We start from the raw sequence: 25,138 nt of genomic DNA on the forward strand, positions 1-25,138 counted from the left end.
GTGATTTAGATGAAATATTTGAAGAGGTGTTGTTGAACATGTTGTATCCATCTATTGATAGAATGCTGGACAAAGTCGACAGTAAGTACTCCCTGGTAGTAGCCGCATCCCGCAGAGCAAGACAGCTCAGAGAAGGCGAGAAGAGCGAGCTGCAGCAGCCGAAGTCTCACAAGCAGGTCGGCGTGGCGCTGGAGGAAATTTACGGCGATTACATCAAAATCAAGCGGGATTCTGACGAGGATTCCTTGACAGCTGAAGAATAATCAGCACAGCCTTCGGGCTGCTAGACATTTAAGTGTTTTCTTCTCCAAGCTATCAGAAAGTATCAATTTCGAATCAAGGCTTTCTCATATCGCAATAACAACTACCGCTGAACGCGGTCTGTCTTCTATGCAACTACTTTTGATAGACGTTTTTCATACGACAACCGCAAGGTTGTTGTTTTTTTCTGTAAAGGAATAGGGACGGAAAGAGGGGGATTACCGATGTTAACCGGCAAGAAAGTATTGCTGGGAGTTACCGGCGGCATAGCAGCATTCAAGGCGGCATCGCTCTGCAGCAAGCTTGTGCAGCAGGGTGCGGAGGTTCGCGTCATTATGACGGAATCAGCGACACGGTTCGTTACGGAGCTGACGCTTCAGGCGCTGTCCAAGCATCCTGTCTATACAGATACGTTCGATGAGAAGAACCCGCAGGTTATCGCGCATATTGATCTTGCGGATTGGGCCGACCTGGTGCTGATTGCGCCGGCTACGGCCAACATCATCGCCAAAATGGCCGTGGGCCTGGGAGATGATATGCTGTCCACCACCTTGCTGGCTACCGAGGCTAAAATCATGCTGGCTCCAGCTATGAATGTTCATATGTACACCCACCCGACCGTTACTCGCAATCTGGCGGAGCTGGCCGCGCGCGGCGTGCTTATGATCGAGCCGGGCAGTGGGCAGCTTGCCTGCGGATATACGGGCAAAGGCCGGATGGAGGAGCCGGAGAACATCGTCGCCGCCGTCGAGGCTTATTTTGCCCGCCGTGAGCGTGCGGCACAGCGACCGCTGACTAGCCGAAAAGTTGTCGTGACCGCTGGGGGAACCATAGAAAGGCTGGACCCGGTACGTTATATTACGAATGATTCGTCCGGCAAGATGGGCTTTGCGATCGCCAAAGCAGCTTTGGATTTGGGCGCGGAGGTGACGCTTGTTATGGGCCGAACGGACGCTGCCCCGCCGATTTATCGGGAAGGGCTGTCCCTCGTCCGTGTAGAATCTGCCCAGGACATGTATGAAGCGGTCCAGGGGTTATGGGCGGATACGGATATTCTCGTGAAGGCGGCCGCCGTAGCGGATTATCGCCCTAAGCAGGCCGCCGAACGCAAGATCAAGAAGTCCGGGGATTCCATGACGCTGGAGCTCGTCAAGAACATCGATATCCTGGAGGCGCTGGGCCGGAACAAGACGAAGCAATTTCTGATCGGCTTTGCCGCCGAGACCGATCACCTTGAAGAGCATGCGATGGATAAGCTGCGGCGCAAAAACTGCGATCTCCTCGTGGCCAACGATGTAACCGCTGAGGGCGCTGGCTTTGGCACCGATACGAATATCGTGCATGTGTACGACGCGAATGGACTGGTACTATCAATTCCGCGGGCGCCCAAGGAGGAAATCGGGCTGGCTATTCTGGAGCTGGTTGCAGCACGTTTGACGGGAGAGTCGAAGTAATGTACAGAATGGCCAAAGTGATTGTCGATGTGCCGAGCCGGGAGACCGACCGGCCTTTTGACTATTTGATTCCTGAATCGATGAGCGGCTGGATCGAAGTGGGAAGCCGGGTCGGGGTGCCGTTTGGCCGCCGCACTGTGCAGGGCTTCGTCGTATCCCTGCATGAGGAGCTGGAAATGGAGTCCTCCAGAATGAAGCCGATCGATGAATTGCTCGATCTGCTTCCCCCGCTTCCTCCGGATTTGGTGGAATTGGCAGCATGGATGAGCCGCAAGTATGCTTGCAGCATGATTTCGTCTTTACAGGCGATGATTCCCTCCGCGCTGAAAGGCAAGGCGGAGAGAAATATCCATGTGGCGGAAGACCATCAGGAGGCGAGGGGCGGGGCAGCTGAAGCGGACTTTCTGTTCGAGTCCGAGGCGCTTCTCGGTCCCGCCGAACGGGAGATCGTCGCTTACGTCAATCAGTCCGGATCGGTGACGATGGCTCACTTAAGCGCTCGCTACCCGGACCGGGTAGCGGTCATTAAGAACCTGTTGGGGCAAGGGATATTGTTTGAGAGCCAGGCGATTAGAGACAGGGTAAGGAAGAAAACGGTGAAGACCGTGGCTGCCTCAGTCAGTGGCGAAGCTGCGGAAGAGGCGCTGGCCTCGTTTGGAGGAAAGGCCCGCCGCCAGCGGGAGGTGCTGGAATTCCTGCTCGAAGTGGGCGTTCCGCTGTCTATGCAGGAGGTTCTGTCCACGCTGCGGGTGACGGCGGGGACGGTCAAAAGTTTAGCGGACAAAGGCTATGCGACGATCGAGGATGTCGAGGTGTTCCGCGACCCGTATCAGGATCGCCGCTTCAAGGCCACGAAGCCGCTGGAACGCACCACCGAGCAGGAGAACGTATATCGTTATCTCACGGATGCCTTGGATGCGCGCCGGCACCGCGTGTTTCTTCTGCACGGCGTGACCGGCAGCGGAAAGACGGAGGTCTACCTGCAGACGATCGAACGCTGCATCTCGCTGGGCCGCCAAGCGATCGTCCTTGTTCCGGAAATCTCGCTGACGCCGCAAATGGTCGAGCGCTTCAAGGGGCGGTTCGGCAGCAAGGTCGCCGTCATGCACAGCCGTTTATCTACGGGCGAGCGCTATGATGAATGGCGCAAAATCCGCGAGGGCCGGGTTCAGGTCGCAATCGGGGCCCGCTCTGCGGTTTTCGCCCCTTTTGCGGACCTGGGGCTAATCGTTATGGATGAGGAGCATGAGACGTCCTACAAGCAGGAGGAGACGCCGAAATATCACGCCCGCGACGTGGCGGTGGAACGAGCCCGCCAGCATGGGGCGGCGGTTATCCTTGGTTCGGCGACGCCCTCACTGGAGAGCTATCATGCGGCCCGTTCCCAGAGCAGCGATGAATTTGCCCCGATGATTCTCGAGATGAATCAGCGGCCTGCAGGCAGCCGCCTGCCCGGGGTTCATATTATAGATATGCGCGAGGAGCTGAGGGAAGGCAACCGCTCGATGTTCAGCCGGGCCCTGCATCAGGGGATCGCCCAGCGGATCGAGCGGGGGGAGCAGACTGTGCTGTTCCTGAACCGCCGCGGCTATTCAACCTTCGTCATGTGCCGGACCTGCGGTTATGTGGCGGGATGTCCGGAGTGCGATATATCGCTGACCTATCATCAGAAGTCCAACAATTTGCGATGCCATTATTGTGGTTATGCCGCTCCCGCTCCGGACGTATGCCCGGAATGCCAGAGTGAGCATATCCGCTATTTCGGAACAGGTACGCAAAGGGTGGAGGGCGAGCTCTCCAAGCTGTTCCCGGGCATCCGGGTCATCCGGATGGATGTGGATACGACGAGCGAGAAGGGCGCGCATGAGAAGCTGCTGCAGGCCTTCCGGGAGAAGAAGGGCGATGTGCTGCTCGGTACGCAGATGGTCGCCAAGGGTCTGGATTTCCCTGATGTTACGCTCGTTGGTGTCATCGCTGCGGATACGGCGCTGAATTTTCCGGATTTCCGATCGGCGGAAAAGACATTCCAGCTGCTTACCCAGGTAGCTGGCCGTGCCGGACGCCATCAGCTGCCGGGCGAAGTCTATATTCAGACCTATATGCCAGACCATTATTCGATCATTCATTCCAGCAGGCATGATTACCATTCCTTCGTAAGGGAAGAGCTGCAGCATCGCAAAATGCTGCATTATCCGCCTTATAGCCGGTTGATCCTGGTGACCCTATCCCATGAACAGCTTCCCCTGCTGCTCCGTATGGCGGAGAATTTCGCCAGCGAGCTAAGGGGCAAGGCGCAGCGCCTGGGCTGGTACGGCGACCTGGACAGGCGGACGGCGGAGGCGCTCGATATTCTCGGGCCTGTAGCCTCGCCGCTTCCGCGCATCAAGAACCGATACCGATTCCAATGTATGGTCAAATATCGGGGAAATCTGGATGCGGTATCCCTCGTCCGGGAGACTTCGGCAGCCACGATGAGTCAGTTGAAGGATGCGTCGCTGCAAATCAGCATCGACGTCGATCCGCAGATGCTGATGTAAGCTGTAAGGCCGGACTTATTCCCTCTAACTTTAAAAAGTGAGAGCCTGCCGGAGCATCGGCGTGGACGGCTGCATATATATTTTGTAAAGAACAGGCAAATCTAAGTAGAGGCAAGAGGAGGATGTTTCCAGTATGGCGATTCGGATTATAGTCCACGAACCGGATGAGGTGCTGCACCAGGTAGCGAAAGAAGTGAAGCATATTACCCCGAATGTGCAGAAGATCCTTACCGATATGGCGGATACGATGTATGATGCGGAGGGGGTCGGTCTGGCTGCCCCGCAAATAGGCATACTTAAACGGATGATCGTCGTCGATGTCGGGGATGAGCATGGATTGATCGAGCTGATTAACCCGGAGATCGTATCGGCGGAAGGAGAGCAATTCGGGCCCGAGGGCTGCCTGAGCATCCCTGGTTACCGCGGAGATGTGCGGCGGGCGATGGAGGTTACGGTCAAAGGACTGGATCGCAACGGCAAGGAAGTGACCTATACGGGCACCGAGCTGCTGGCCAGGGCGTTCCAGCATGAGATTGATCACTTGAACGGTGTGCTGTATACGGATATCGCGGAAAGAGTGTACGAAATTACCCCTGAGGGTCAAGAGAAGGAGTGACTTCGCAATTGAATATCGTATTTATGGGAACTCCCCAATTTGCGGTGCCTTCCCTTGAGGGGCTGCTCCGTGAGGGATATAACGTGGTCGGGGTTGTGACCCAGCCAGACCGTCCGCAAGGCCGCAAGAGAATACTGACTCCTACGCCGGTAAAGGAGGCCGCATTGAAGCACGGCCTTCCCGTGCTTCAGCCGCAGCGGATGAGAGCGCCCGAGGCGATCGAGGAGCTGGCGGCGCTGCAGCCCGACCTTATCGTTACAGCGGCATACGGTCAGATTCTGCCGAAGGCGGTGCTCGAGCTGCCGAAATATGGCTGCTTGAACGTTCATGGCTCGCTGCTCCCGAAGTACCGGGGCGGCGCGCCGATTCAGCGGTCGATTATTAACGGGGAGAAAGAAACCGGAATAACGCTGATGTACATGGCCGAAGGGCTGGACACCGGAGATATGATCGCCAAATCCGTCGTTCCGATTGAAGACGAGGATACCGCGGGAACGATGTTCGAAAAGCTGAGCCTGGCTGGAGCGGAGCTGCTGCTGAAGCAGCTTCCGCTGATCCTTGACGGCCGCGCCGAGCGGGTTCCGCAGAATGACGAGCAATCCACATACGCCCCCAACTTGTCCCGCGAGGACGAGAAGATCGATTGGTCCTCCACGTCCCGCGCCGTTTATGACCGGGTCAGAGGCTTGGTGCCATACTCCGGCGGCTATACGCTGTGGAACGGCGAGGTCTTTAAAGTGTGGGCTGTAGCCAAGCCCGCCTCCGGCTCGGGCAATCCTGGCGGCGGACAAGCCCCCGGCACGGTGCTGAGCTTATCCGAACGGGGAATCGAAGTGAAGACAGGGGACGGCTCTGTGCTGCTGACCCGGGTTCAGCCTGCGGGCAAAAAGGCGATGGAGGCCTCCGAATTTATTCGCGGCGGGGTTATGCAGCCTGGGACGGTTCTGACATGAGCCGGGATACGGAAAGCCGCCCGAACGGCAGAGCTTCGGGGCGGCGCGGGAGTGGAAGCAGCGGGAAGAGCGCAGCTTCCAAAAGCGGGCAGCAGGGCGGCAAGGGCAGCCCTCGCCGGCAGCATAAGGCGTCGGCCCGCGATACCGCGCTGCATGTATTGACCGAGGTGGAGCAGGAGGGAGCATACAGCAATCTGCTGTTGAACTCCGCACTGCAGAAGTCCGGCTTGACAGGGCCGGAAGCCGGACTTGCCACAGAGCTTGTGTATGGCACGATTTCCCGGAAAAACACGATTGATTATTATCTTGATCAATTCGTTGCCAAGGGAGTGGCCAAGCTGCAGCCCTGGGTGCGGAATTTGCTGCGGCTGAGCTTTTATCAAATTTATTACTTGGACCGCATTCCTCCGCATGCCGCCGTTAATGAAGCGGTGAACATCGCCAAGAGACGAGGGCATCAGGGAATCTCGGGAATGGTTAACGGGGTGCTTCGCAATGTATTGCGCCGCAAGGAGGAGCTGAAGCTGCCGGAGGGGCTGCCTCCAGCTCGCCGCATTGCCTTGGAGCATTCGCATCCGGAGTGGCTGGTATCGAATTGGATCGGGCAATATGGCGAGGATACGGCGGAGGCGATTTGCCGGGCCAACAATGAATCTCCTCCCGTTAGCGTCAGGGTTAACCAAGCCCGCATCGGCCGGGACGTGCTTATGCAGCGGATGGAGGAGAGGGGGCTTGAAGTAATGGCCTCCCTGGTTTCTCCTGATGGAATCATTGTGAAGAGCGGAGGAAATATGGCGTTAACCGACTGGTATGAGGAGGGGCTGCTGTCGATTCAGGATGAGAGCTCAATGCTGGTTGCTGAGGCCGTAGACCCTCAGGGCGGGATGAAGGTGCTGGACTGCTGCGCTGCTCCGGGCGGCAAGGCCTGCCATATGGCGGAGCGCATGGAGGGCTCTGGCGAGGTGATTGCGAACGACATTCATCCGCATAAAGTGAAGCTGATCGCCGATCAAGCTGCCCGCCTGCGGCTGGGCAATGTCCAGGCTCTGGCCGGGGATGCGGTGGAGCTGGGCAAGCGCTTTGATCCCGAGAGCTTTGACCGTGTTTTGCTTGATGCTCCCTGCTCTGGTCTTGGAGTTATTCGCCGCAAGCCTGACCTCAAATGGGCCAAAACGCCGGAGGATATCTCTGAAATAACCGAGCTTCAGCGGGAGTTGCTTGAGACGGTGAGCGGTCTTCTCAAGCCGGGCGGTGTGCTCGTGTACAGCACCTGCACGATCGACCCTCGCGAGAACGAAGAGATGGTGAAGCAATTTCTTGCCCGCCATCCTGAATTTGAAGCGGATCCGGCGGCAGCGATGTGGCAGCGGCTCGGCCGGAAGAACGATGCGGAGCAGCAGGAAGCCGGGTCAACCCAGAAAGGCTTCGGTTTGCAAATTTTGCCGCAGCACTATCATTCGGATGGCTTCTATATCGCGCGTTTGAGAAAACGCATGAAGGCTTAAATGATATATGGGAAATATGGGAGATATGGGATTTACAGGCTAGGCAATATCCTATATAATGGACGAAGATGAAGCACATCTCTTGAATCGCGTGAAGCGGTTTGACGAGATGTGTTTTTTTGTGGAGTAAGTTCCTTAATTTATCAATTTATCCATTTAAAAGGAGGTCTATAGTCCTGTTATCGCGAAATAGGAGGAGGGATGCATATGTACACAGGAGTATGAAATGAAAACGAGAAGGAAGTGGATAAACGATGAGAAAACGGGTTTTCTTATGGCTGGCAAGCTTTATTGTTGTTATGAATGTACATTTTGCCGCAGGTGTTCAAGCGGCTGGCACGGGATTTCAAGATGTCCAGCCGGATCATTGGGCAAGCAAAGCGATTGAGTCTGCGGTAGGCAAAGGTTATTTCAAAGGCTACGCGGACGGAGCCTTCAAGCCTAACGCAACCGTTACGCGTGCGGAGTTTGCGGCTTTGCTGGCGCGTGTATCCAAGGCTGAGGCGGACGTGACTACCCACGCAAGCTTTGCTGATTTAAACGGGCATTGGAGCGAGTCCGAGGTCAAGCGTGCGGTTGCCCTCGGTTTTGTGCAGCCTGGTGATTATCCCGCTGGATTTAAGCCGGATACGCCGATTACACGCTTTGAAATCGCGAAATGGATGGCATCGGGATTGGCCGAGGCGGATCCGGATTATCAGCAGGCTTTGGAGGATACAAAGACAACGGTGATTCCGGTCAAGGAATATTTTAATCCAGGCATACCTGAGTCTAAATCCGCCTACCTCGCTGTTGCCTTGGGGACGAAGCTGTTAAGCGGCTATCCAGACGGCTCCTTCGGGATGGAACGGCAGGCCACCCGTGCTGAGACGGCCGCCATTTTGCTAAATTTTGAGGATGCAAGCTCTAAGAAGGCCGATGAGTTTCTAGGGCTGCAGGAGCTGCGACAGGTAGGCACGGAACGTACCAATCTTGAAACGATCAGTCCGTTTACGACGGGGAATACGTCGTTTAATCATGTGGTGGATAAAACATATACGTTCAAGAATAATGCTGGCACCTTGAAGCTTCACAATTATATTGTCGTGGATACGGAGGATTTCAAGGAGATCAAGAGCATTTATGCGCCGTTGTTTGTGGATGAGTCGGACTATGTGGAGCGAATTGATAAGGTTGGTACGTACAGTGTTTTTATGCAATTAACGATCTATCCTAAAACTAAAGAATTTTTGCTAGATCATTATATGAATGGTGTAAACTCGACGCTTTTAGGTAGTGGAGGAATCAGAAATCAAGTATTAATACAAAAGTATGATTACTTAACTTTACCTAATATGGAGGTTCAGGAGTTTTTTAAAAAACATAATAAAGGGAAAGGAATTACTTTGTGGATTAAAAGTTATATTACTTCTGATCATAAACGGAGTAGCTTTACGACCGATGATATATCAGTTGTAGTTGTACAAAACCAATAACATGGGGCTTAAACAATGAAAAATTGGCTGATAACGCTATTTATTCTTTTTTTATTATTTACGATACCAAGAACTATAAATGCTGGATTTGAAAATGGATATCCTGAAACAGGGATTGACGTAACTCCGGATGGGCCGGTGTATATGCAATCAATTAAAGTTGAAGTTAGGGGAGAAGCACTAGCAAGACCAAAGGTTATGTGGGTACAAACGGATTCCGAAATATGGAAGGCTACGTTTGCTAATATCACAGTTGAGACTGGAACTTATAGTAGCGGGGTCAATGCTTTGCCCCTAAAAAAGCAAACTGACGAAAAGTTGGATATGACTATCTATGCTCCAGACTCAATGCAAGATAATTTAGGTAATGCCTTTTTACGTTCTTATGTCAAAGAACTAGTTATTGAAGAGATGGGGTGGAGAGAGCAAAATACTTCCTATGAACCAATCGGAAGCAAGCCTTTTTTTAACAGAGGTCAAATTATAGCTAGTGTCAAAGTTTATACCGGGTACCCGTTAATTGCAAGTCAAAAATATCAATATTCTATTCGGGCTGATGGAGCACCTAAATTCATTGTAGAGTATTATATTCCAATGGATGTGTTTTACACCGGATACGTAGTCGAGAAGAAACAAATTCGCGTGTTGGAGAATGCGGTCTTACAAGTTCAAGAGACCAAGGATATGAAGGCTGAGGTCAGAACCTTGGAGTACACGATGGCAGATTGGAACGACAAGTGGTTTGATGTATCGAGCGCTGCGGAAACGACATGGTCATCCAGTAACGAGGCGGTGGCCTCTATAAGCAGCAGCGGCAAAGTAACCGCGATTTCGGAGGGGACGACAACCATTTCAGCAACATGGAAAAAAGGCCCCTATTGGTTGAAAGAAACAGCGACGATCAGGGTGGGCCATGGATCGACGACTCCTCCAGATCCCGATCCGCCAGTTGAGCCTGGGGTGGTTTGCACGACTCCTTCGCCTGGGGGATCGATGACCGGTGAGGATTTCAGCCCGAATGTCAGCGCCGTTATTAAGGCGGATGCCCGGGGCAGCGAACGTTTTAATGTGCTTGATGGGATACCGACAACCGAAAGCCTGTATGGCAATGTATGGGCAAAAAACTACCTGCATAAATACGGTTATCAGGAAATGACGGGGCAGTGCACGTTTACCGTTAATGTAACCGTACTGCCGCCGCCCCCGCCCCCGGACGAGGAACCGGGGGAGCCTTCTACGGTGCAGGTTCAGGTGAATAAGGACTATTCGTTTTGGACGATTTCTCAGGTCGAGGTCTACGGCATAAAAGAGGCTGCTCTGCAGAATTATGCATTCGAGGCAAATGGCATCAGAATACCCCCTAGCGGATATAATGCCCCTTATTATGCTATAGCGCAGACTCGTTCTTATGAGCCTTCATCTATCCCGGATGTCACCGTCGGTTCTGGCGGTGATCCCGAAGCTGCTGCGCGATCAGCAGTAAGCGTACGGGTCCGGAACGATACATTTACTTTCAATAATCATACCCTGATGAGCGGAGCAGAGACGACAGGAAACGGATCGGCTCCTTCACCGATTCCTACAGCTCCAATGACGGCTGACAACATCCTCTATAGTCCGGGGAACCTCGTACCGATGTCGAAGATGAATAAGGCAAGCCAGGCTAGCACCGGAACGATTTATTATATTCAAGTCAGCGGTGTTGGAGAGAAAAGCTACCCGATTTACGGCATCAACCCGATTACTGTACATACCCCCGTCGTTATTTATCCGGACGTGTCGGATGACCAGGCGCATAACCAGAAAACCAAACCTGCAGCCGGGCGTTCTGCGGTGATTCTGGATCGGCCGTTTACGATTGAAATGCCGAATGCAGGGCAGCATGCCGAATATATTGGATACGGCAGCCGCGATTATTTAAAGTATGTCGGCAGCAAACAGGTCAAATTCCCCTTCGATGTCTATAACGGCACAAAGACGCAATTTTATCCGAAAAATACGTGGATTAAGGTGGAGAAATCGCAGGAGACCTTTGCTTTTTTTCTTCCGGTATGGGTGGATGAGGGATTCTATGACGTAGAGTTTCGAACGATTGCGCATAATGCTCCTGCGGGGGCCAGCCAGCAGACAAATGCCAATCTGGACTTAACGCATCATATTGCCTATGATACGGTGGCCGTGGATGTAGTGGGGCGCGTCTATGATTTTCGGGTTACGGATATTGCCGACTATAATTGGGAGTCGGTGTTTCGAGCCGCTAAGGGAAGCAGCCGGCCGACGGGGGCCGCTTACTGGGTAGGGCTTGGCGGGATCGATGGAGAGCCGAGGGGAAATACGGCCAAGTACACTCTGCCGATCCGTCCAGGGAGCCATCCTGTGTATGAGAATATTGCGGTTAAAACCGGTTATCATTTCAAGTTTGATCTGAAGACGAAAGGAAATATGTTCGGACGGCAGGATGAAATCAGGATTACGCCGAGTTTCTACTTTATCAGCGCGGAGGACGGGGCTAGGACGCCCGCAGATCTGTATTATCATAAGAGCGGTAAAAGCTATGTCCGGGTAGGCTCTCCCGGCGATCAGGCGACCCGGTACGTCATCCTCAACGAGCGCCTGCGGAATGTACCCGTCGAGGAGCTGACGGACACAGCGCTGTACAAGTATGATCATGAATACACATTTGATCAGATCGCCCATCTTGGGCGTCCGCAATTTGTAAGCCATTACGTTAACATTGCCACGAAACGCCGGACGGCGGTTGGAAGCCTCAGTCTGCTGCGTCTCCCGGAAGGGGTTCGTACTCTTATCGGTCCGAAGACGAGCATTCCCGCAGGGGTTAACCCGAGCCGGGCCAACGCTGCCGTACAGAAATGGTACGGCGAGTACAGCCTGCCTGCGGATCTGTTTGCCGTAAAAGCCGGGACGAATGTCGCAGAGTACGGGCGAACGCACCGGGGATTGACGGGGAGGTCGCCGATCTTTTTAAAGAACGGCTATATTGTCGTCAATTTCAACATTGAGACGATTCGCGAGGGGAGCACTGGCGAAGCGCATTTGCAGTATATTCACGGTCCGCTAGTGAACCAGTGGCATCGGCTGGAGGGCTTCGCCCGCAGTGTGCAGGATCCGTTCGGCATAACCTATCGTCTGCAGGACGGAGACGTCGTATTATACCATGCCGGCCTCTCCAGCCGGGATGATTTCCGCTCTATGGTCACGCATTGATTCATAGTTCAATAGTCTTAGCCGATCTGTGCGCCGGTGCCCGGCTAACGTTCGGCTTTCTTTTTTTCCTTCATAGGGAGCCTGGGGGCAAGGCTTGAAACTTGCCGCACTTTAGTGTAAAAATGATTTGTGTTAAAATAGGAAGAATGAGTGGGCAACTGCATACGATATACTATAGGACAGGTGTGTGAACATGAAACCTTTTATATACGATTATACCTTTGAACAACTTCGGGAATGGGCTGTCGAGCAAGGCGAGCCGGCGTTTCGCGGAGGGCAAATCTTCGATTGGCTCTATGTCAAGCGCGTGAATTCCTTTGAGGAAATGACAAACCTGTCTAAATCACTCCGCCAAAAGCTGGATGAACAGTTCGCTTTCGTCACTTTGAAAGAGATCACCAAGTTCGAATCGAAGGACGGAACGGTCAAGTTCTTGTTCGGGCTTCACGATGACCATGCGATCGAGACCGTGATCATGAAGCATAACTACGGCAACAGCATTTGCGTAACGACGCAGGTCGGCTGCAAGGTCGGCTGTACGTTCTGCGCATCGACGCTCGGCGGATTGAAGCGGAATCTGACAGCGGGAGAGATCGTTGCCCAGGTTGTACAGGCCCAGAAAATCCTCGATGCCCGAGGCGAACGCGTAAGCAGCATCGTCATCATGGGAACCGGGGAACCGTTTGAAAATTACGAAGCTACGATGAACTTTTTGAGAATCATGATCCATGACAAAGGGTTAAATATTGGGCAGCGGCATATTACGGTCTCGACGAGCGGAATCGTGCCCAACATCTACCGGTTCGCCGATGAGGATACGCAGATTAATTTAGCAATTTCCATCCATGCGCCCAACGATGCGCTCCGTTCCAAATTAATGCCGGTGAATCGCCGCTTTCCCTTTGATGACGTGATGGAGGCGCTGCGCTATTATATTGCGAAGACGGGGCGGAGAATTACGTTTGAATACGCCCTGATCGGCGGCGTCAACGACCAGCCGGAGCATGCGGAGGAGCTGGCCAGCGTCATCAAGGACATGCTATGCCACGTGAATTTGATCCCGGTTAACCATGTGCCGGAGCGCAAATATGTGAGAACTTCCCGAAACGATATTTTTCAGTTTCAGCGCATTTTGGCGGACAAGGGCATTAACGTAACGATCCGCCGTGAGCAAGGACACGACATCGCAGCGGCCTGCGGCCAGCTGCGGGCGAAGCATATGGAGTCTGGTGCGAGGTGATCTGGTTCTATGAAAATGGTGTATGTTAGTGATGTGGGGCGCGTCCGCGCCGTGAATGAGGACTGCGCTTGGGTATCCCGGCTGGAGCAGGGCTATACCTTGGGAATAGTCGCCGACGGCATGGGCGGCCACCAGGCCGGAGACATGGCCAGCAAGCTGGCGGTGGAGACGATAACTCAGGATATCGTCTCGCTGGCTCCGGGACTGTCTGTCCAGGCCTGCGCTGAAGCGTTGAAGGCAGCGATTCTGCATGCCAATGAAGTCGTTTTTCGCAAAGCCTCAGAGCATGATGAATACCACAACATGGGAACGACCGTCGTCGCCGTGCTCCTCAGCGGCCAGGAAGGGGTCGTCGGCCATATCGGCGACAGCCGGGCCTACCAGTTCCGGCAGGACGATCTGGTGCTGCTGACGGAGGATCATTCGCTGGTGAACGAGCTTGTCAAGAACAAGCAAATCAGTGAAGAGGAGGCCAGCGTGCATCCGCGGCGCAATGTGCTGACGAGGGCGCTGGGCACGGACTCCGAAGTGGAGGTCGATTTGGACCATGTCATTTTGGAGGCCGGGGATATCCTGCTGCTCTGCAGCGACGGGCTCAGCAACTATGTAACGAAGGAAGAAATGACCCTTACGCTGGGATTGGACGATCTCTCCTTACAGGATCGGGCGGATCGTCTGCTTCAGCTTGCTTTGAATGCGGGGGGAGATGACAACATCACCGTTGCCCTGCTAGAGCATCAAGAAGAAGCTGGGTCAAGCACAAAGGAGTGGAATTCATGATCGGACACGAATTGGGCGGTCGTTATCAAATTATCGAACGAATTGGCGGCGGAGGAATGGCGCTTGTCTATAAAGCACACGACATTCTGCTGAATCGCAACGTAGCCATCAAGGTGCTGCGCCAGCAATTTGTGAACGACGAGGAATTTATACGCCGCTTCCGGCGGGAAGCGCAATCTGCTGCGTCTTTGTCGCATCCCAACGTAGTAAGCGTCTATGATGTGGGTCAGGAAGATGATGTTCATTATATCGTGATGGAATATGTAGAAGGCCAAAATCTGAATGAGATCATCAAGGAACGTGCGCCGCTGCAGGTGGAGGAGGCCGTTCGTATCGCGTCCCAGATCGCGGATGCACTGGATCATGCCCATCATAACCAAATCATTCATCGGGATATTAAACCTCATAACATATTGATCGGTCGCAACGGCCGCGTTAAAGTTACGGATTTCGGAATCGCCCGCGCGGTCACGTCCACGACAATCACGCAGACGGGGTCGGTGGTAGGCTCGGTGCATTATTTCTCGCCGGAGCATGCCAAGGGCGTGACGACGGGAGAGAAGTCGGATTTATACTCGCTGGGCATTGTGCTGTACCAAATGCTGACGGGCCGTTTGCCCTTCCTGGGAGAGAGCCCGATCAGCGTGGCTCTAAAGCATCTGCAGGAGCATTTCGAGGAGCCGCGCTCCGTCAATCCGATGATTCCGCAAAGCGTCGAGAATATTATTCTCAAATCGATGCGTAAAAATCCGGGGGAACGCTATCAGTCGGCTAAGGAAATGCTGAGGGATCTGGAGACATGCCTGATGCCGGAGCGGCGGATGGAATCCAAGCTTCTCTTCGACGACGGCGATGATGAGGACAGCACCCGGATCGTTCCGGCGATCAAGCCCCATACGGGCTCGAGCGCAAGAAGCGGCTCCAAGCTGTCCAGGGATTCGCAGGCTCAAGGGGATGAGGATCGCAACGAATCGAAGAAGAGCGCGAGCTTCTGGTCGAAGCCAGTGCTCTGGGTAAGTCTAACGATATTGCTGTTATTGGCGATGGCGAGCGTTGTCTGGTATGTGAACAAGACCTTCACCGTGCCTGAGGTTACGGTTCCGAGCGTCATCAATCTGAATGAGGCGGACGCAACCAAGGCATTGCAGGACAAAGGGCTTGAGGTCGGCGACGTGAAGCGGGAGTACAAGGAAGGCTTCGATGAAGGGATCGTCTATGACCAAAGCAGGCCGGAAGGTACGATAGTCAAAGAAGGCGCAATGATAGATTTAATGGTAAGCACGGCCAAACCGCTGAAGAAGATGCCGTCATTCATCGACAAGACTTACCAGGAAGCGAAGGCCCAGCTCGTAGAGGCCGGGGTAGATGAGGATCGAATCAGCCAGACTGAGGAGTTCAGCGAAGCGGAAGAGGCCGGCAAGGTGATCGGCCAAAGCCCGGATGCCGGCGCTGAATACGATCCGGCAACCGCAAGCATTACGCTTAAAGTGGGCAAGGGTCCCAAAGAATTTAATATGCGCAACCTGATAGGAATGAAGCAGGAAGAAGCGGAAGCCGTACTCAAGGAGCTTGGGCTGAAGCTGGCCAAGGACGGCATTAAAACCGAGCCGAGCTTCGAGAGGCCAGCCGGGGAAGTCATTGGGCAGTGGCCGTTCGCTCCGAACAGCCTGGCTACGCCGGGAACGGAAATGGTGCTGACGGTCAGCTCGGGTTATCCTCCGGAAGCCATTACCTACAACTTTGAAGTGCCGGCCGCTCCTGTAGAGGAAGGCAAGAACAGCAAAATCCGCATCGTGTACGGAGATGCACGGGGCGATAATAGGGAATGGGGCACGAAAACGATCAATACGACCCAAACCTTCACCGTAGAACTCGTATTAGCTCCGAACAAGAACGGGGCGGTGTCCGTCATTCGTGACGGCGAGCTGTTTGATACCTATCTTGTTTCGTATATCGATGCCAAGCAGGGAACGGTTCCTGTTCCTCAGCTGCCGGGCGGCCAATACGAAGAGAACTCTTATAATGAATGGGACGAGGGCGAGACAGAGCTCCCGGAGACGGGGCGGATCGACCAGGGATCCGTAGCCCAGGCCGTTAAGGGAAATCCGGCCAAAGGCAAGGGAAATGGAAAAGGCAGAGGGAATAAGGAACACTAGCAGCGTGAATTAGTAATAGACAGAAAGAAACGAAAGTGAGGCCGGCACCATGCCTGAAGGTTTGATTGTTAAGGCATTAAGCGGATACTACTATGTAAAGCCACTAGCCTCGGCAGAGGAGAATGTTCTCCAATGCCGGGGCCGCGGCATTTTCAAGAAGAAAGGGATCACTCCGCTTGTAGGGGACCGGGTTCTGTATACCCCTACCGAGAATGGAGAAGGCACGGTCGATGAAATATTGCCTCGCGTCACGGAGCTGATCCGCCCGCCGATGGCCAATGCCCGTCATGCGGTCCTGCTGTTCTCCGTGAAGGAGCCGGATTTGAACCTGCAACTGCTGGACAAGTTCCTGGTACATATCGAGCATGCGGGACTTCGTCCGCTCATTTGTCTGACCAAGGAAGATTTATTGAATGGGGACAGCCATGGACAGGATCGTGATTTGACAAGACAGGTGCGCGAGCTTTACGAGAAGGTAGGCTATGAAGTCATCGTGACGAGCTCCTTGACCGGAGCCGGTACGGATCAAGTGAAGGAGCGGCTGGCAGGGCAAATCAGCGTGTTTGCCGGGCAATCCGGCGTAGGCAAATCCTCCCTGCTGAATGCCATGCTGCCGGGCTTGTCGCTGGAGACGAGCGAGATCAGCCTGAAGCTGGGCCGCGGCCGCCATACGACGCGTCATGTTGAGCTGATCGAGCTGGATAACGGCGGCTACGTCGCAGATACTCCCGGATTCAGCCAGCTGGATTTCCTGGAGCTGGGCGTGGAGGAGCTGTCCTCCTGTTTTATTGAATTCGCGGAATACGCGGAGCAATGCAAATTCCGGGGCTGCAGCCATTTGCACGAGCCGGGCTGCCAGGTCAGGGGAGCCGTGGAGGAAGGCCGTATTGTCGCCAGCCGCTATAAGCATTACGTGCAATTCTATGAAGAAATGAAAGATAAAAAACGGAGGTACTAGCTTCATGAGAAAAATCAACATAGCACCGTCTATTTTGTCTGCGGATTTTGGGAAACTGGCTCAAGAGGTTGCGGAGGTAGAGCAAAGCGGCGCTGACTGGCTTCACGTCGATGTTATGGACGGCCATTTCGTGCCTAATATTACTTTCGGGCCATTGGTACTGGATGCCGTAGCTCCCCATACGAAGCTGTTCCTTGACGTCCACTTAATGATTGAGCATCCGGAGCGGTATATCGCTGCGTTCGCGAAGGCGGGAGCAAGCCTGATCACGGTTCACGCCGAGGCCTGCGTGCATTTGCACAGCGTAATTCAACAGATCAAGAGCCTGGGCGTCAAGGCTGGGGTCGCGATCAATCCGGCTACACCGGCGCTGGCGGTTCGCGAGGTCATCGAGGATCTCGATCTGGTTCTCGTCATGACGGTCAATCCAGGGTTCGGGGGACAAGCCTTCATACCGGGAACGGTTCGCAAAATTTCACAAATTGCTGAATGGAGGGAGCAGCTGGGGTTAACGCAGCTTCATATCGAAGTAGACGGCGGAATTACCGCCGCTACAGCGCCGACCGTGGTGGAAGCCGGGGCGGATGTACTTGTTGCCGGAAGCGCGGTATTCGGGCGCGAGGACCGGGCAGCTGCTATTTCCGAAATTCGCGGCAGCGTGAATCGTATCTAGCGAATCGTTCTGTCCGTTGGTATAGGGATGGGCTGTGCCGCATACAATGGGTTACATGAGCAGGGTTCTCATGTAGCCTTTTTTTTTGTGTCTCCATACACGGGAAGCAGATGGGGAACATAGACTATGGGTGAAGGCATGAGAACGATGGGGAGGGTGAAGGATGAAATTTTATACATTCAAGCTGCCTAAGTTTTTGGGCGGATTCGTCAAAGCGGTTTTGAACACGTTTCAGAAAAATTAGGGGAGGGACCTTGCGTCTAAGCTGAAAGTGGGGAGGCGCAGGCCCGCTCCCGCCACTCTACGCCGCTTTCTAGCCCGGGCGGAGCTGGGGGCAGGCATAAGCCAAACGTGAATTGTTACACTTCCTAACATGCAGATTGCGTTCAGCAGCAGTTTTCCTCGTGATTATAGAATGGCTCAGCATCGCTGAAAATATATGAATTCTATAGTCTTTAGAAAATGTCGGCCTTTAGAAAATGTCGGCGCATTTTCTAGGGAGCTAGCCGTATTCAGCGGCAGTTTTGCTTGCGATTATAGAATCGTTCAGCTGCCCTGAGAGCGCATGAATTCTATAATCAACAAAAAAAGCACCTCGAATGACAAGGTGCTTTTTGTCTATATGCTTATTCCAACCCTACGCGCGGGTTACTTTACCGGATTTCAAAGCCCGGGTGCTAACGTATACGCGCTTCGGTTTACCGTCTACAAGAATACGGACTTTTTGTACGTTCACGCCCCAAGTACGCTTCGTGTGATTGTTTGCATGGGATACATTGTTCCCTGTGCTTGGGCTCTTGCCTGTCACATAACATTTGCGAGACATTCATTACACCTCCTAATTCCAACCTCTTAAAACAACACTTATCTATAATATCACAGTAAAAAAAGCGGCGTCAACCAGTGTCTAAACTTTATTTCTGGCCTCATTGCTCTTCTTTTATTTATTTCTCTTTCTTCTTATAGTACAATGTTGATTAGTCCATAATAATTTTAGGGGGAGGAGTAGGTGCGGACGTGGCTATAGAACTAAATACGGAGTATGGAGCAATACATATATCCGATGAAGCCATAGCGGTCATCGCCGGATCTGCCGCCATGGAATGTTATGGATTGGTAGGCATGGCAAGCCGCAAACAGTTCAAGGATGGCTTCGCCGAATTGATTGGGCGGGAGAACCTGGCCCGTGGTGTGGAAGTGAACCTGGAGAATAATCAATTGTCGATTCATCTTTATATTATAGTTAGTTATGGCACAAAAATTTCCGAGGTCGCACACAACATACAACAGAAGGTAAAATATGTACTAACCGAAGTCGTTGGACTTGAAGTTGCGTATGTCAACATCTCGGTACAAGGCGTACGTGTATCAAGCTAGGAAGGGGAATTTTCATTGAGTAAGCGTTCTCTGAATGGAACAGATTTTACCGCCATGGTACTGGCCGGGGCGGAAAGGCTTCACCAGCATGCTGAGCATGTCAACTCCCTCAACGTGTTTCCGGTTCCCGATGGAGATACCGGGACAAACATGAATTTGACGATGACTGCAGGCGTGACCGAACTGAAAAACAATGGCACTGGAGGCGTAGGCAGCCGGGCAGGCGTACTGTCCAAGGGCTTGCTGATGGGTGCTCGCGGCAACTCAGGCGTTATTCTATCCCAGTTATTCCGCGGCTTTGCCCGTTATGCGGCTTCTTATGAAGAGCTGAATACGATCCATTTTGCCGCTGCGCTGCAGAGCGGGGTGGATACGGCCTATAAAGCTGTCGTCAAGCCGGTAGAGGGCACGATCCTTACCGTCGCCAAGGAAGCGGCCAAGCATGCCGTATTCTATGCCAGACGGACGACGGATGTGACGGAGCTGATGACGGAGGTGCTGGCCAAGGCCAAGGAGGCGCTTGCCCATACGCCGGAGCTGCTGCCCGTTTTGAAGCAGGTCGGTGTCGTGGATTCCGGCGGACAAGGACTCGTATATATTTATGAAGGATTTTTGCAGGTGTTGACGAACGGCACGATACCGGCGGAAGCTCCCGTCAAGGGACAAGCCGCAGCCGCCGTTCAACCGGCTTCCACGCTTCCCCGGGTTGCACCGGATGCCCCGCTCTCCGCTCAAGCCAAGCTGGAGACGGAGGATATCGAGTTTTTGTACGACATGGAGTTTTTCATCAATCGTACGCTTGGTGAAGCCAGACATACGCCATTCGACGAAGATTATTTTCGGGAAGCGCTGTCAATAAATGGGGATTCCATTATCGTGATCGCGGATGATGAGGTCATCAAGGTACATGTGCATTCCAAAGCGCCGGGCGAGGTGTTGAATCTGGCTCTGCGTTACGGCGAGATTACACAAATTCAAATTTTAAATATGCGCGAGCAGCATCGTGACCTGCTGTCGGCAGGAATGGATGCGGCTGTGATGCCGGAATTGTTTGCCGACCTCCCGGCAGAAAGCCTGCGCGAGGCGGAACGCGCGGAGATGCCAGCGGATGAGCTGGCGCCTTACGGCTTCATTGCCGTGGCTTCGGGACAGGGCATTTCCGATATCTTTACCAGCCTCGGCGTTGATGTCGTTCTCGCCGGAGGCCAGACGATGAATCCGAGTACGGAGGACTTCGTCAAGGCGATTCATTCGATTTCGGCCCAGCATGTATTTATTCTGCCGAACAATTCGAATATTGTGCTTGCCGCACAGCAAGCGCGCGACCTTCTGGAGGGAGAGCGCGAGGTTACGGTCATTCCCAGCAAGAGCATTCCGCAGGGGATCGCCGCTGCATTCGCATTCCAGGAGGAAGAGAGCGTTGAGTCAAACAGCGACAGCATGATCAATGCCGTGCAGCATGTGAAGACGGGGCAGGTGACGTACGCTGTCCGTGACACGGTGTTCGACGATCTGGAAATTACGGCTGGACATTATATCGGAATCGCTGATTCCAAGATAGTGTCAACCGAGGAAGGGCTGCTGGACACATGCCAGGGTCTGCTCTCTAGAATGCTGGAGGGCGGCGACGAGATCGTGACGATTCTTGCCGGCGAGGAATCCGCTCCTGAGATGACGAAAGAACTGGCAGCTTGGATCCATGAGACTTATCCGGACGCCGAAGTGGAGATCCACAACGGCGGCCAGCCGATATATTATTATTTATTCTCCGTGGAATCCTAGGCTGCGCCTGGAAGAAACGGGACAGTTGAAAGGATGGGGATCCCATGGCCAAGGTTGTCATCGTTGCGGATAGTACGGCTGACGTGCCGAAATCCACGGTAGAGGAATACGGCATCCACATCGTGCCGATGCGTCTTGCGTTTGGCGAGGAATCTTTTCTGGAGGGCATCGACATCACGGCGGCGGAATTTTACGATAAGCTGACGAAATCGCGTGAGCTGCCGAAGAGCTCCCAGACGTCTCCGTCACAGTATGCCGAGGTCTACCGCAATTTGCTGGAGGCGAATCCCGGCTCGCCGATCGTATCGATCCATATTTCTTCCGGCATGAGCGGAACCTATCAGTCGGCCCTGCTGGCGAAGACGATGCTGGAGGAAGAGACGGGCCAAGAGCTCGACATCACGGTTATTGATTCCTTATGCGCCTCCTACGGGTTTGGTCTTCAGGTGGTCGAAGCCGCAAGGCTGGCCCGCAAAGGAGCCTCCGTCGAGGAAATCAAAGCAGAGGTAGAGCGCCTCGGGCGCAGCCGCAGGCTGTATTTCCTGGTCGATACGCTGGAGTATCTGCAGAAGGGCGGGCGGATCGGCAAAGCGGCGGCTATTCTGGGTACGCTGCTGAACATCAAGCCGATTCTGTCGGTGGATCAGGAAGGCATCATTTACGCGGTGGATAAGGCGAGAGGCCGGAAGAAGGCGGTATCGCGGGTAATCGAGCTGTTCGTAAACGATTTTGGCAATCAGAAGGATTTGAATGTTGCGGTTTGCGACGGCGTGAACCCGGAGCTTGCGCAGGAGTTCGTGGATTTGCTGTCCCAGCATTTCACGCTGCATGAGGTGGTTCGTACGGACATCGGCGCAGTCGTAGGCTCACATACCGGCCCGGGAGTGGTAGCTATTTTCGTGTGGCCGGCTTAAGCGAGGGATTGGAATGAATTTGGATTTGAATGAAATTCCAGTAAAGCAGGTTAACGGCGTGAGTGCTCTCAAAGAAGGAGAGCTTCACGCCTTTGGCATCTTTACGGTAAATGATTTAATGGAATATTATCCGTTTCGGTACGAGGATTACCGCCTGCGCTCGTTAGCGGAGGTGAAGGACGGCGACCGGATTACTGTCCAAGCCAAGATCATGGGAGTGCCTGTATTGCAGCGCTACGGCCGGAAATCGAGGCTGACGTGCAAAATGGTTGCCGAGGATTGGATGTTCACGGCCACCTGGTTTAACCGCCACTTTTTGAAGGATCAGCTGACGGCAGGGCGGGAAATCGTGCTGACGGGCAAATGGGATCAGCGGCGCAGCCAGCTGACGGTGTCGGAATCGGAATTTCCCGATCGCGGCACGCTGCGCAGCGGGAGCCTGCAGCCGGTATATTCGGTAGGCGGGAAAATTACGCAGACCTGGATGCGCAAGACGATCGGACAGGCTCTGCAGCAATACGGGGAGATGATCCCGGAAATTCTGCCGCCGGAGCTCCTGCAGAAGTATTCGCTGATGGCGAGGCGGCAGGCGATTTGGCGCATTCATCAGCCGCAGGACAGCGATGAGGGACAGCAAGCGCGGCGCCGGATGGTCTATGAGGAGCTGTTCCTGTTCCAGCTGAAGCTGCAGGCCTACCGGGCGATGAATCACGAGCGGATGGACGGGGTCAAGCACGAGGTTGATAATGCGACAATCCGCGAGTTCGTGCGCAGTCTCCCCTTCGAGCTGACGGATGCGCAGAAGAAGGTGGAGCTGGAAATATTGCAGGACATGCGCTCGCCATTCTGCATGAATCGCCTGCTTCAGGGAGACGTAGGCTCCGGCAAGACCGTTGTGGCGGCGATCGCGCTCTATGCGGCCGTTAAATCGGGACATCAGGGCGCGTTCATGGTACCGACGGAAATCTTGGCGGAGCAGCATATGCGCTCATTGTCCCGGCTGTTCGAGCCGTTCGGGATTACCGTAGGCCTGCTTACAGGCAGTGTAACCGGGCGCAAGCGCAAGGATTTGATCGCCTCGATGCAGATGGGGCTGACGGATATCGTTGTCGGTACCCATGCGCTTATTCAGGAGGATGTGTTCTTCCGCTCGCTCAGTCTCGTCGTGACCGATGAGCAGCACCGGTTCGGCGTAAACCAGCGCAGCATCCTGCGGCGCAAGGGCTTCAATCCGGACGTGCTGACGATGACGGCAACGCCGATTCCCCGGACGCTCGCGATTACAGCCTTCGGGGATATGGACGTATCCACGCTCTCGGAGCGGCCGAAGGGGCGCAAGCCGATCTCGACTTACTGGGTGAAGCATCATATGATGGATCGGGTGCTGGGGTTCATCCAGCGCGAGGTGTCTGCAGGAAGACAGGCTTACCTCATCTGCCCGCTGATTGAGGAATCCGATAAGCTGGATGTGCAGAATGCAATTGATCTGCATGTGTCGATGCAGCAGGCGTTCCCGCATTTCAAGGTAGGGCTGCTGCACGGGCGGATGACCGCAGCCGAGAAGGATGAGGTCATGCGCTCGTTCTACGAGAATGAAGTGCAGCTGCTCGTTTCGACGACCGTCGTGGAGGTCGGGGTGGACGTGCCGAACGCGACGCTGATGATCGTGATGGACGCGGACCGCTTCGGGCTGTCACAGCTTCACCAGCTGCGCGGCCGGGTTGGCCGGGGGGAGCACGCTTCGTACTGCGTGCTCATCGCCGAGCCGAAGTCGGAGGTCGGTCAGGAGCGGATGAAGGTCATGACCGAGACGGACGACGGCTTCGAAGTGGCCCGACGGGATCTGGAGCTGCGCGGTCCCGGGGATTTCTTCGGCACCAAGCAGAGCGGGGTGCCGGAATTCCGAATCGCGGACATGGTCAGCGATTTTGCAGTGCTGGAGGCGGCGCGGGACGATGCCGCCCGCTTGGTCGGCGACGCGTCCTTCTGGACGTCGCCGCAGTATGAGCCGCTGCGCGGATACCTGCAGCGGGAGCAGGTGTTCCAAGGCGAGCTGATCGATTGATTGAAGCAAAAAGTGAATAGACAATGCAAGAAATGCCTTTCGTAAGCTCAAGCTAGTTTACGGAGGGCTTTTTTTGTTGCTGATAACGATAAAAAGAGCCTTGGTTTTAAAATAAAATTTTATGTAATTTAATATATATTGAAATTTAATATCAAAGGCTATATAATGAGATTATAGGAAGCGATTTCAAATACACCAAGGAGGTTGTCCTATGTTAGATAAATTAACCACAGAGACCCGAAATGAACGAACCATGCATTTAGATCGCATGAATATAGAAGAGCTGCTGACCGTCATGAACGAGGAGGATGCCAAAGTGGCCGGGGCGGTCAAGCAGCAAATTCCCCGGATCGCTGAAGCGGTTCAGGCGATTACGAAGGCGCTGCGCAGCGGCGGACGGCTCATTTATATGGGGGCAGGCACGAGCGGGAGAATCGGACTATTGGATGCGGTGGAATGTCCGCCGACCTTCGGGACTCCTCCGGAGCAGGTTATAGGCTTGATTGCCGGGGGAAGCAGCGCCTTTGTTAAGGCGGTAGAGGGGGCGGAGGACCTGAAGGAGCTGGGCGCTGACGACTTACAGGAGCTTAGGCTTACAGGCAATGATGCTGTAGTGGGCCTGGCTGCCAGCGGCCGCACGCCTTATGTGATCGGCGGCCTGGAGTACGCCAGATCGGTTGGCGCTGTGACGATCAGCGTAAGCTGCAATAAAGGCGCGGAGATTAGCGCAAAAGCGGACATCGCGATTGAGGTCGAGAACGGCCCGGAAGTACTGACCGGCTCTACCCGCCTTAAAGCGGGAACGTCCCAGAAGCTTATTTGCAATATGCTGTCCACGGCTTCCATGATCGGGCTCGGCAAGGTATACGGCAATTTGATGGTGGATGTGCAGCCGACGAATGAGAAGCTGATTGAACGCGCCAAGCGCATCGTGATGGAAGCGTCGTCATGCGATTTAGCTACGGCCGAGAAGACGCTAAGTCTGACCGGGAACAAGCCGAAGCCGGCGATTCTGATGATATTGACAGGCTGCTCCTATCCGGAGGCGCTGGAGAAGCTGGAGCGGACGAAAGGCTTCATCGGGCCGGCGGTAGACGGGCAGTAAGCAGATAGAGAGCAAGCAAGGGAGTATGCATTCAAAGCTTTAGCATAAAAGGGAGGTTTAAG

Annotated in this window: 20 protein-coding genes; 19 read left to right on the forward strand and 1 reads right to left on the reverse strand. The window is 54.0% G+C overall.

All coding sequences use genetic code 11. The annotated features are described in order from the left end of the window. Positions 1 to 38: 38 nt before the first annotated feature. The 14 genes from rpoZ (at position 39) to spoVM (ending at position 18,077) form a co-directional block, all read left to right on the forward strand. Complete coding sequence (gene rpoZ, locus BN2762_RS14135; protein WP_055107585.1) at positions 39 to 263, forward strand: DNA-directed RNA polymerase subunit omega; 225 nt, start codon at positions 39 to 41, stop codon at positions 261 to 263. Positions 264 to 485: 222 nt separating this feature from the next. Next, positions 486 to 1,715 carry a bifunctional phosphopantothenoylcysteine decarboxylase/phosphopantothenate--cysteine ligase CoaBC gene (coaBC, locus tag BN2762_RS14140; RefSeq protein ID WP_055107586.1) on the forward strand — a complete coding sequence of 410 codons (1,230 nt, stop codon included), beginning with the start codon at positions 486 to 488 and terminating at the stop codon, positions 1,713 to 1,715. Further along, a complete protein-coding gene (priA, locus tag BN2762_RS14145; protein ID WP_055107587.1) occupies positions 1,715 to 4,252 on the forward strand; it encodes a primosomal protein N' in 2,538 nt (845 codons plus the stop codon). The genes coaBC and priA overlap by 1 nt, the downstream gene beginning before the upstream one ends. Before the next feature lie 133 nt (positions 4,253 to 4,385). Next, a complete protein-coding gene (gene def / locus BN2762_RS14150; protein ID WP_055107588.1) occupies positions 4,386 to 4,868 on the forward strand; it encodes a peptide deformylase in 483 nt (160 codons plus the stop codon). Positions 4,869 to 4,876: 8 nt separating this feature from the next. After that, complete coding sequence (fmt, locus tag BN2762_RS14155; protein ID WP_055107589.1) at positions 4,877 to 5,821, forward strand: methionyl-tRNA formyltransferase; 945 nt, start codon at positions 4,877 to 4,879, stop codon at positions 5,819 to 5,821. Next, positions 5,818 to 7,326, forward strand: coding sequence for a 16S rRNA (cytosine(967)-C(5))-methyltransferase RsmB (gene rsmB, locus BN2762_RS14160; RefSeq protein ID WP_074048634.1), 1,509 nt, complete (start codon positions 5,818 to 5,820; stop codon positions 7,324 to 7,326). The genes fmt and rsmB overlap by 4 nt, the downstream gene beginning before the upstream one ends. A 254-nt stretch (positions 7,327 to 7,580) precedes the next feature. Further along, positions 7,581 to 8,801: an S-layer homology domain-containing protein gene (locus tag BN2762_RS14165; RefSeq protein WP_055107590.1), complete on the forward strand. Its 1,221-nt coding sequence runs from the start codon at positions 7,581 to 7,583 to the stop codon at positions 8,799 to 8,801. A 594-nt stretch (positions 8,802 to 9,395) separates the two neighbouring features. Then, positions 9,396 to 12,026 carry a DUF5704 domain-containing protein gene (locus BN2762_RS14170; protein ID WP_187386526.1) on the forward strand — a complete coding sequence of 877 codons (2,631 nt, stop codon included), beginning with the start codon at positions 9,396 to 9,398 and terminating at the stop codon, positions 12,024 to 12,026. 193 nt (positions 12,027 to 12,219) lie between these two features. Next, complete coding sequence (gene rlmN, locus BN2762_RS14175; RefSeq protein ID WP_055107591.1) at positions 12,220 to 13,266, forward strand: dual-specificity RNA methyltransferase RlmN; 1,047 nt, start codon at positions 12,220 to 12,222, stop codon at positions 13,264 to 13,266. Positions 13,267 to 13,275: 9 nt separating this feature from the next. Then, positions 13,276 to 14,046, forward strand: a complete 771-nt coding sequence (locus BN2762_RS14180) for a Stp1/IreP family PP2C-type Ser/Thr phosphatase (RefSeq protein WP_055107592.1) — start codon at positions 13,276 to 13,278, stop codon at positions 14,044 to 14,046. After that, on the forward strand, positions 14,043 to 16,202 hold the full coding sequence (gene pknB / locus BN2762_RS14185) for a Stk1 family PASTA domain-containing Ser/Thr kinase (RefSeq protein WP_055107593.1): 2,160 nt from the start codon (positions 14,043 to 14,045) through the stop codon (positions 16,200 to 16,202). Before BN2762_RS14180 ends, pknB begins: the two co-directional genes overlap by 4 nt. A gap of 49 nt (positions 16,203 to 16,251) precedes the next feature. After that, entirely contained in the window at positions 16,252 to 17,160 is a 909-nt protein-coding gene (gene rsgA / locus BN2762_RS14190; protein ID WP_055107594.1) for a ribosome small subunit-dependent GTPase A, read from the forward strand. Positions 17,161 to 17,164: 4 nt separating this feature from the next. Beyond that, positions 17,165 to 17,833: a ribulose-phosphate 3-epimerase gene (gene rpe, locus BN2762_RS14195; RefSeq protein WP_055107595.1), complete on the forward strand. Its 669-nt coding sequence runs from the start codon at positions 17,165 to 17,167 to the stop codon at positions 17,831 to 17,833. Positions 17,834 to 17,996: 163 nt separating this feature from the next. Continuing rightward, a complete protein-coding gene (spoVM, locus tag BN2762_RS14200; protein ID WP_055107596.1) occupies positions 17,997 to 18,077 on the forward strand; it encodes a stage V sporulation protein SpoVM in 81 nt (26 codons plus the stop codon). A gap of 393 nt (positions 18,078 to 18,470) precedes the next feature. Here the strand turns inward: spoVM and rpmB are convergent, their stop codons facing one another. Continuing rightward, positions 18,471 to 18,659 carry a 50S ribosomal protein L28 gene (rpmB, locus tag BN2762_RS14205; RefSeq protein WP_019639081.1) on the reverse strand — a complete coding sequence of 63 codons (189 nt, stop codon included), beginning with the start codon at positions 18,657 to 18,659 and terminating at the stop codon, positions 18,471 to 18,473. A 191-nt stretch (positions 18,660 to 18,850) separates the two neighbouring features. Here rpmB and BN2762_RS14210 point away from each other — a divergent pair, with 191 nt between their 5' ends. The 5 genes from BN2762_RS14210 to murQ all read left to right on the forward strand — a co-directional run bounded on the left by BN2762_RS14210 (position 18,851) and on the right by murQ (position 25,076). After that, entirely contained in the window at positions 18,851 to 19,210 is a 360-nt protein-coding gene (locus tag BN2762_RS14210) for an Asp23/Gls24 family envelope stress response protein (protein ID WP_055107597.1), read from the forward strand. Positions 19,211 to 19,225: 15 nt separating this feature from the next. Beyond that, positions 19,226 to 20,992, forward strand: coding sequence for a DAK2 domain-containing protein (locus BN2762_RS14215; RefSeq protein ID WP_055107598.1), 1,767 nt, complete (start codon positions 19,226 to 19,228; stop codon positions 20,990 to 20,992). 44 nt (positions 20,993 to 21,036) lie between these two features. Beyond that, positions 21,037 to 21,906, forward strand: a complete 870-nt coding sequence (locus BN2762_RS14220) for a DegV family protein (protein WP_055107599.1) — start codon at positions 21,037 to 21,039, stop codon at positions 21,904 to 21,906. A 13-nt stretch (positions 21,907 to 21,919) separates the two neighbouring features. After that, positions 21,920 to 23,971, forward strand: coding sequence for an ATP-dependent DNA helicase RecG (gene recG / locus BN2762_RS14225; protein ID WP_055107600.1), 2,052 nt, complete (start codon positions 21,920 to 21,922; stop codon positions 23,969 to 23,971). A gap of 211 nt (positions 23,972 to 24,182) precedes the next feature. Beyond that, positions 24,183 to 25,076 carry an N-acetylmuramic acid 6-phosphate etherase gene (gene murQ, locus BN2762_RS14230; RefSeq protein ID WP_055107601.1) on the forward strand — a complete coding sequence of 298 codons (894 nt, stop codon included), beginning with the start codon at positions 24,183 to 24,185 and terminating at the stop codon, positions 25,074 to 25,076. The last annotated feature ends 62 nt before the right edge of the window (positions 25,077 to 25,138 follow it).

Source organism: Paenibacillus ihumii, from assembly GCF_001403875.1.
Taxonomy (GTDB): Bacteria; Bacillota; Bacilli; order Paenibacillales; family Paenibacillaceae; genus Fontibacillus; species Fontibacillus ihumii.

Excerpts from the sequence above, each read along its gene's own strand:
- rpoZ (WP_055107585.1), top strand. The coding sequence starts at position 39 with ATGTTGTATCCATCTATTGATAGAATGCTGGACAAAGTCGACAGTAAG.
- BN2762_RS14165 (WP_055107590.1), top strand. The coding sequence starts at position 7,581 with ATGAGAAAACGGGTTTTCTTATGGCTGGCAAGCTTTATTGTTGTTATG.
- rpmB (WP_019639081.1), bottom strand. The coding sequence starts at position 18,659 with ATGTCTCGCAAATGTTATGTGACAGGCAAGAGCCCAAGCACAGGGAAC.
- BN2762_RS14180 (WP_055107592.1), top strand. The coding sequence starts at position 13,276 with ATGAAAATGGTGTATGTTAGTGATGTGGGGCGCGTCCGCGCCGTGAAT.
- coaBC (WP_055107586.1), top strand. The coding sequence starts at position 486 with ATGTTAACCGGCAAGAAAGTATTGCTGGGAGTTACCGGCGGCATAGCA.
- def (WP_055107588.1), top strand. The coding sequence starts at position 4,386 with ATGGCGATTCGGATTATAGTCCACGAACCGGATGAGGTGCTGCACCAG.
- spoVM (WP_055107596.1), top strand. The coding sequence starts at position 17,997 with ATGAAATTTTATACATTCAAGCTGCCTAAGTTTTTGGGCGGATTCGTC.
- rpe (WP_055107595.1), top strand. The coding sequence starts at position 17,165 with ATGAGAAAAATCAACATAGCACCGTCTATTTTGTCTGCGGATTTTGGG.
- murQ (WP_055107601.1), top strand. The coding sequence starts at position 24,183 with ATGTTAGATAAATTAACCACAGAGACCCGAAATGAACGAACCATGCAT.
- priA (WP_055107587.1), top strand. The coding sequence starts at position 1,715 with ATGTACAGAATGGCCAAAGTGATTGTCGATGTGCCGAGCCGGGAGACC.
- rlmN (WP_055107591.1), top strand. The coding sequence starts at position 12,220 with ATGAAACCTTTTATATACGATTATACCTTTGAACAACTTCGGGAATGG.
- recG (WP_055107600.1), top strand. The coding sequence starts at position 21,920 with ATGAATTTGGATTTGAATGAAATTCCAGTAAAGCAGGTTAACGGCGTG.
- rsgA (WP_055107594.1), top strand. The coding sequence starts at position 16,252 with ATGCCTGAAGGTTTGATTGTTAAGGCATTAAGCGGATACTACTATGTA.
- BN2762_RS14170 (WP_187386526.1), top strand. The coding sequence starts at position 9,396 with ATGGATGTGTTTTACACCGGATACGTAGTCGAGAAGAAACAAATTCGC.
- rsmB (WP_074048634.1), top strand. The coding sequence starts at position 5,818 with ATGAGCCGGGATACGGAAAGCCGCCCGAACGGCAGAGCTTCGGGGCGG.
- pknB (WP_055107593.1), top strand. The coding sequence starts at position 14,043 with ATGATCGGACACGAATTGGGCGGTCGTTATCAAATTATCGAACGAATT.
- BN2762_RS14220 (WP_055107599.1), top strand. The coding sequence starts at position 21,037 with ATGGCCAAGGTTGTCATCGTTGCGGATAGTACGGCTGACGTGCCGAAA.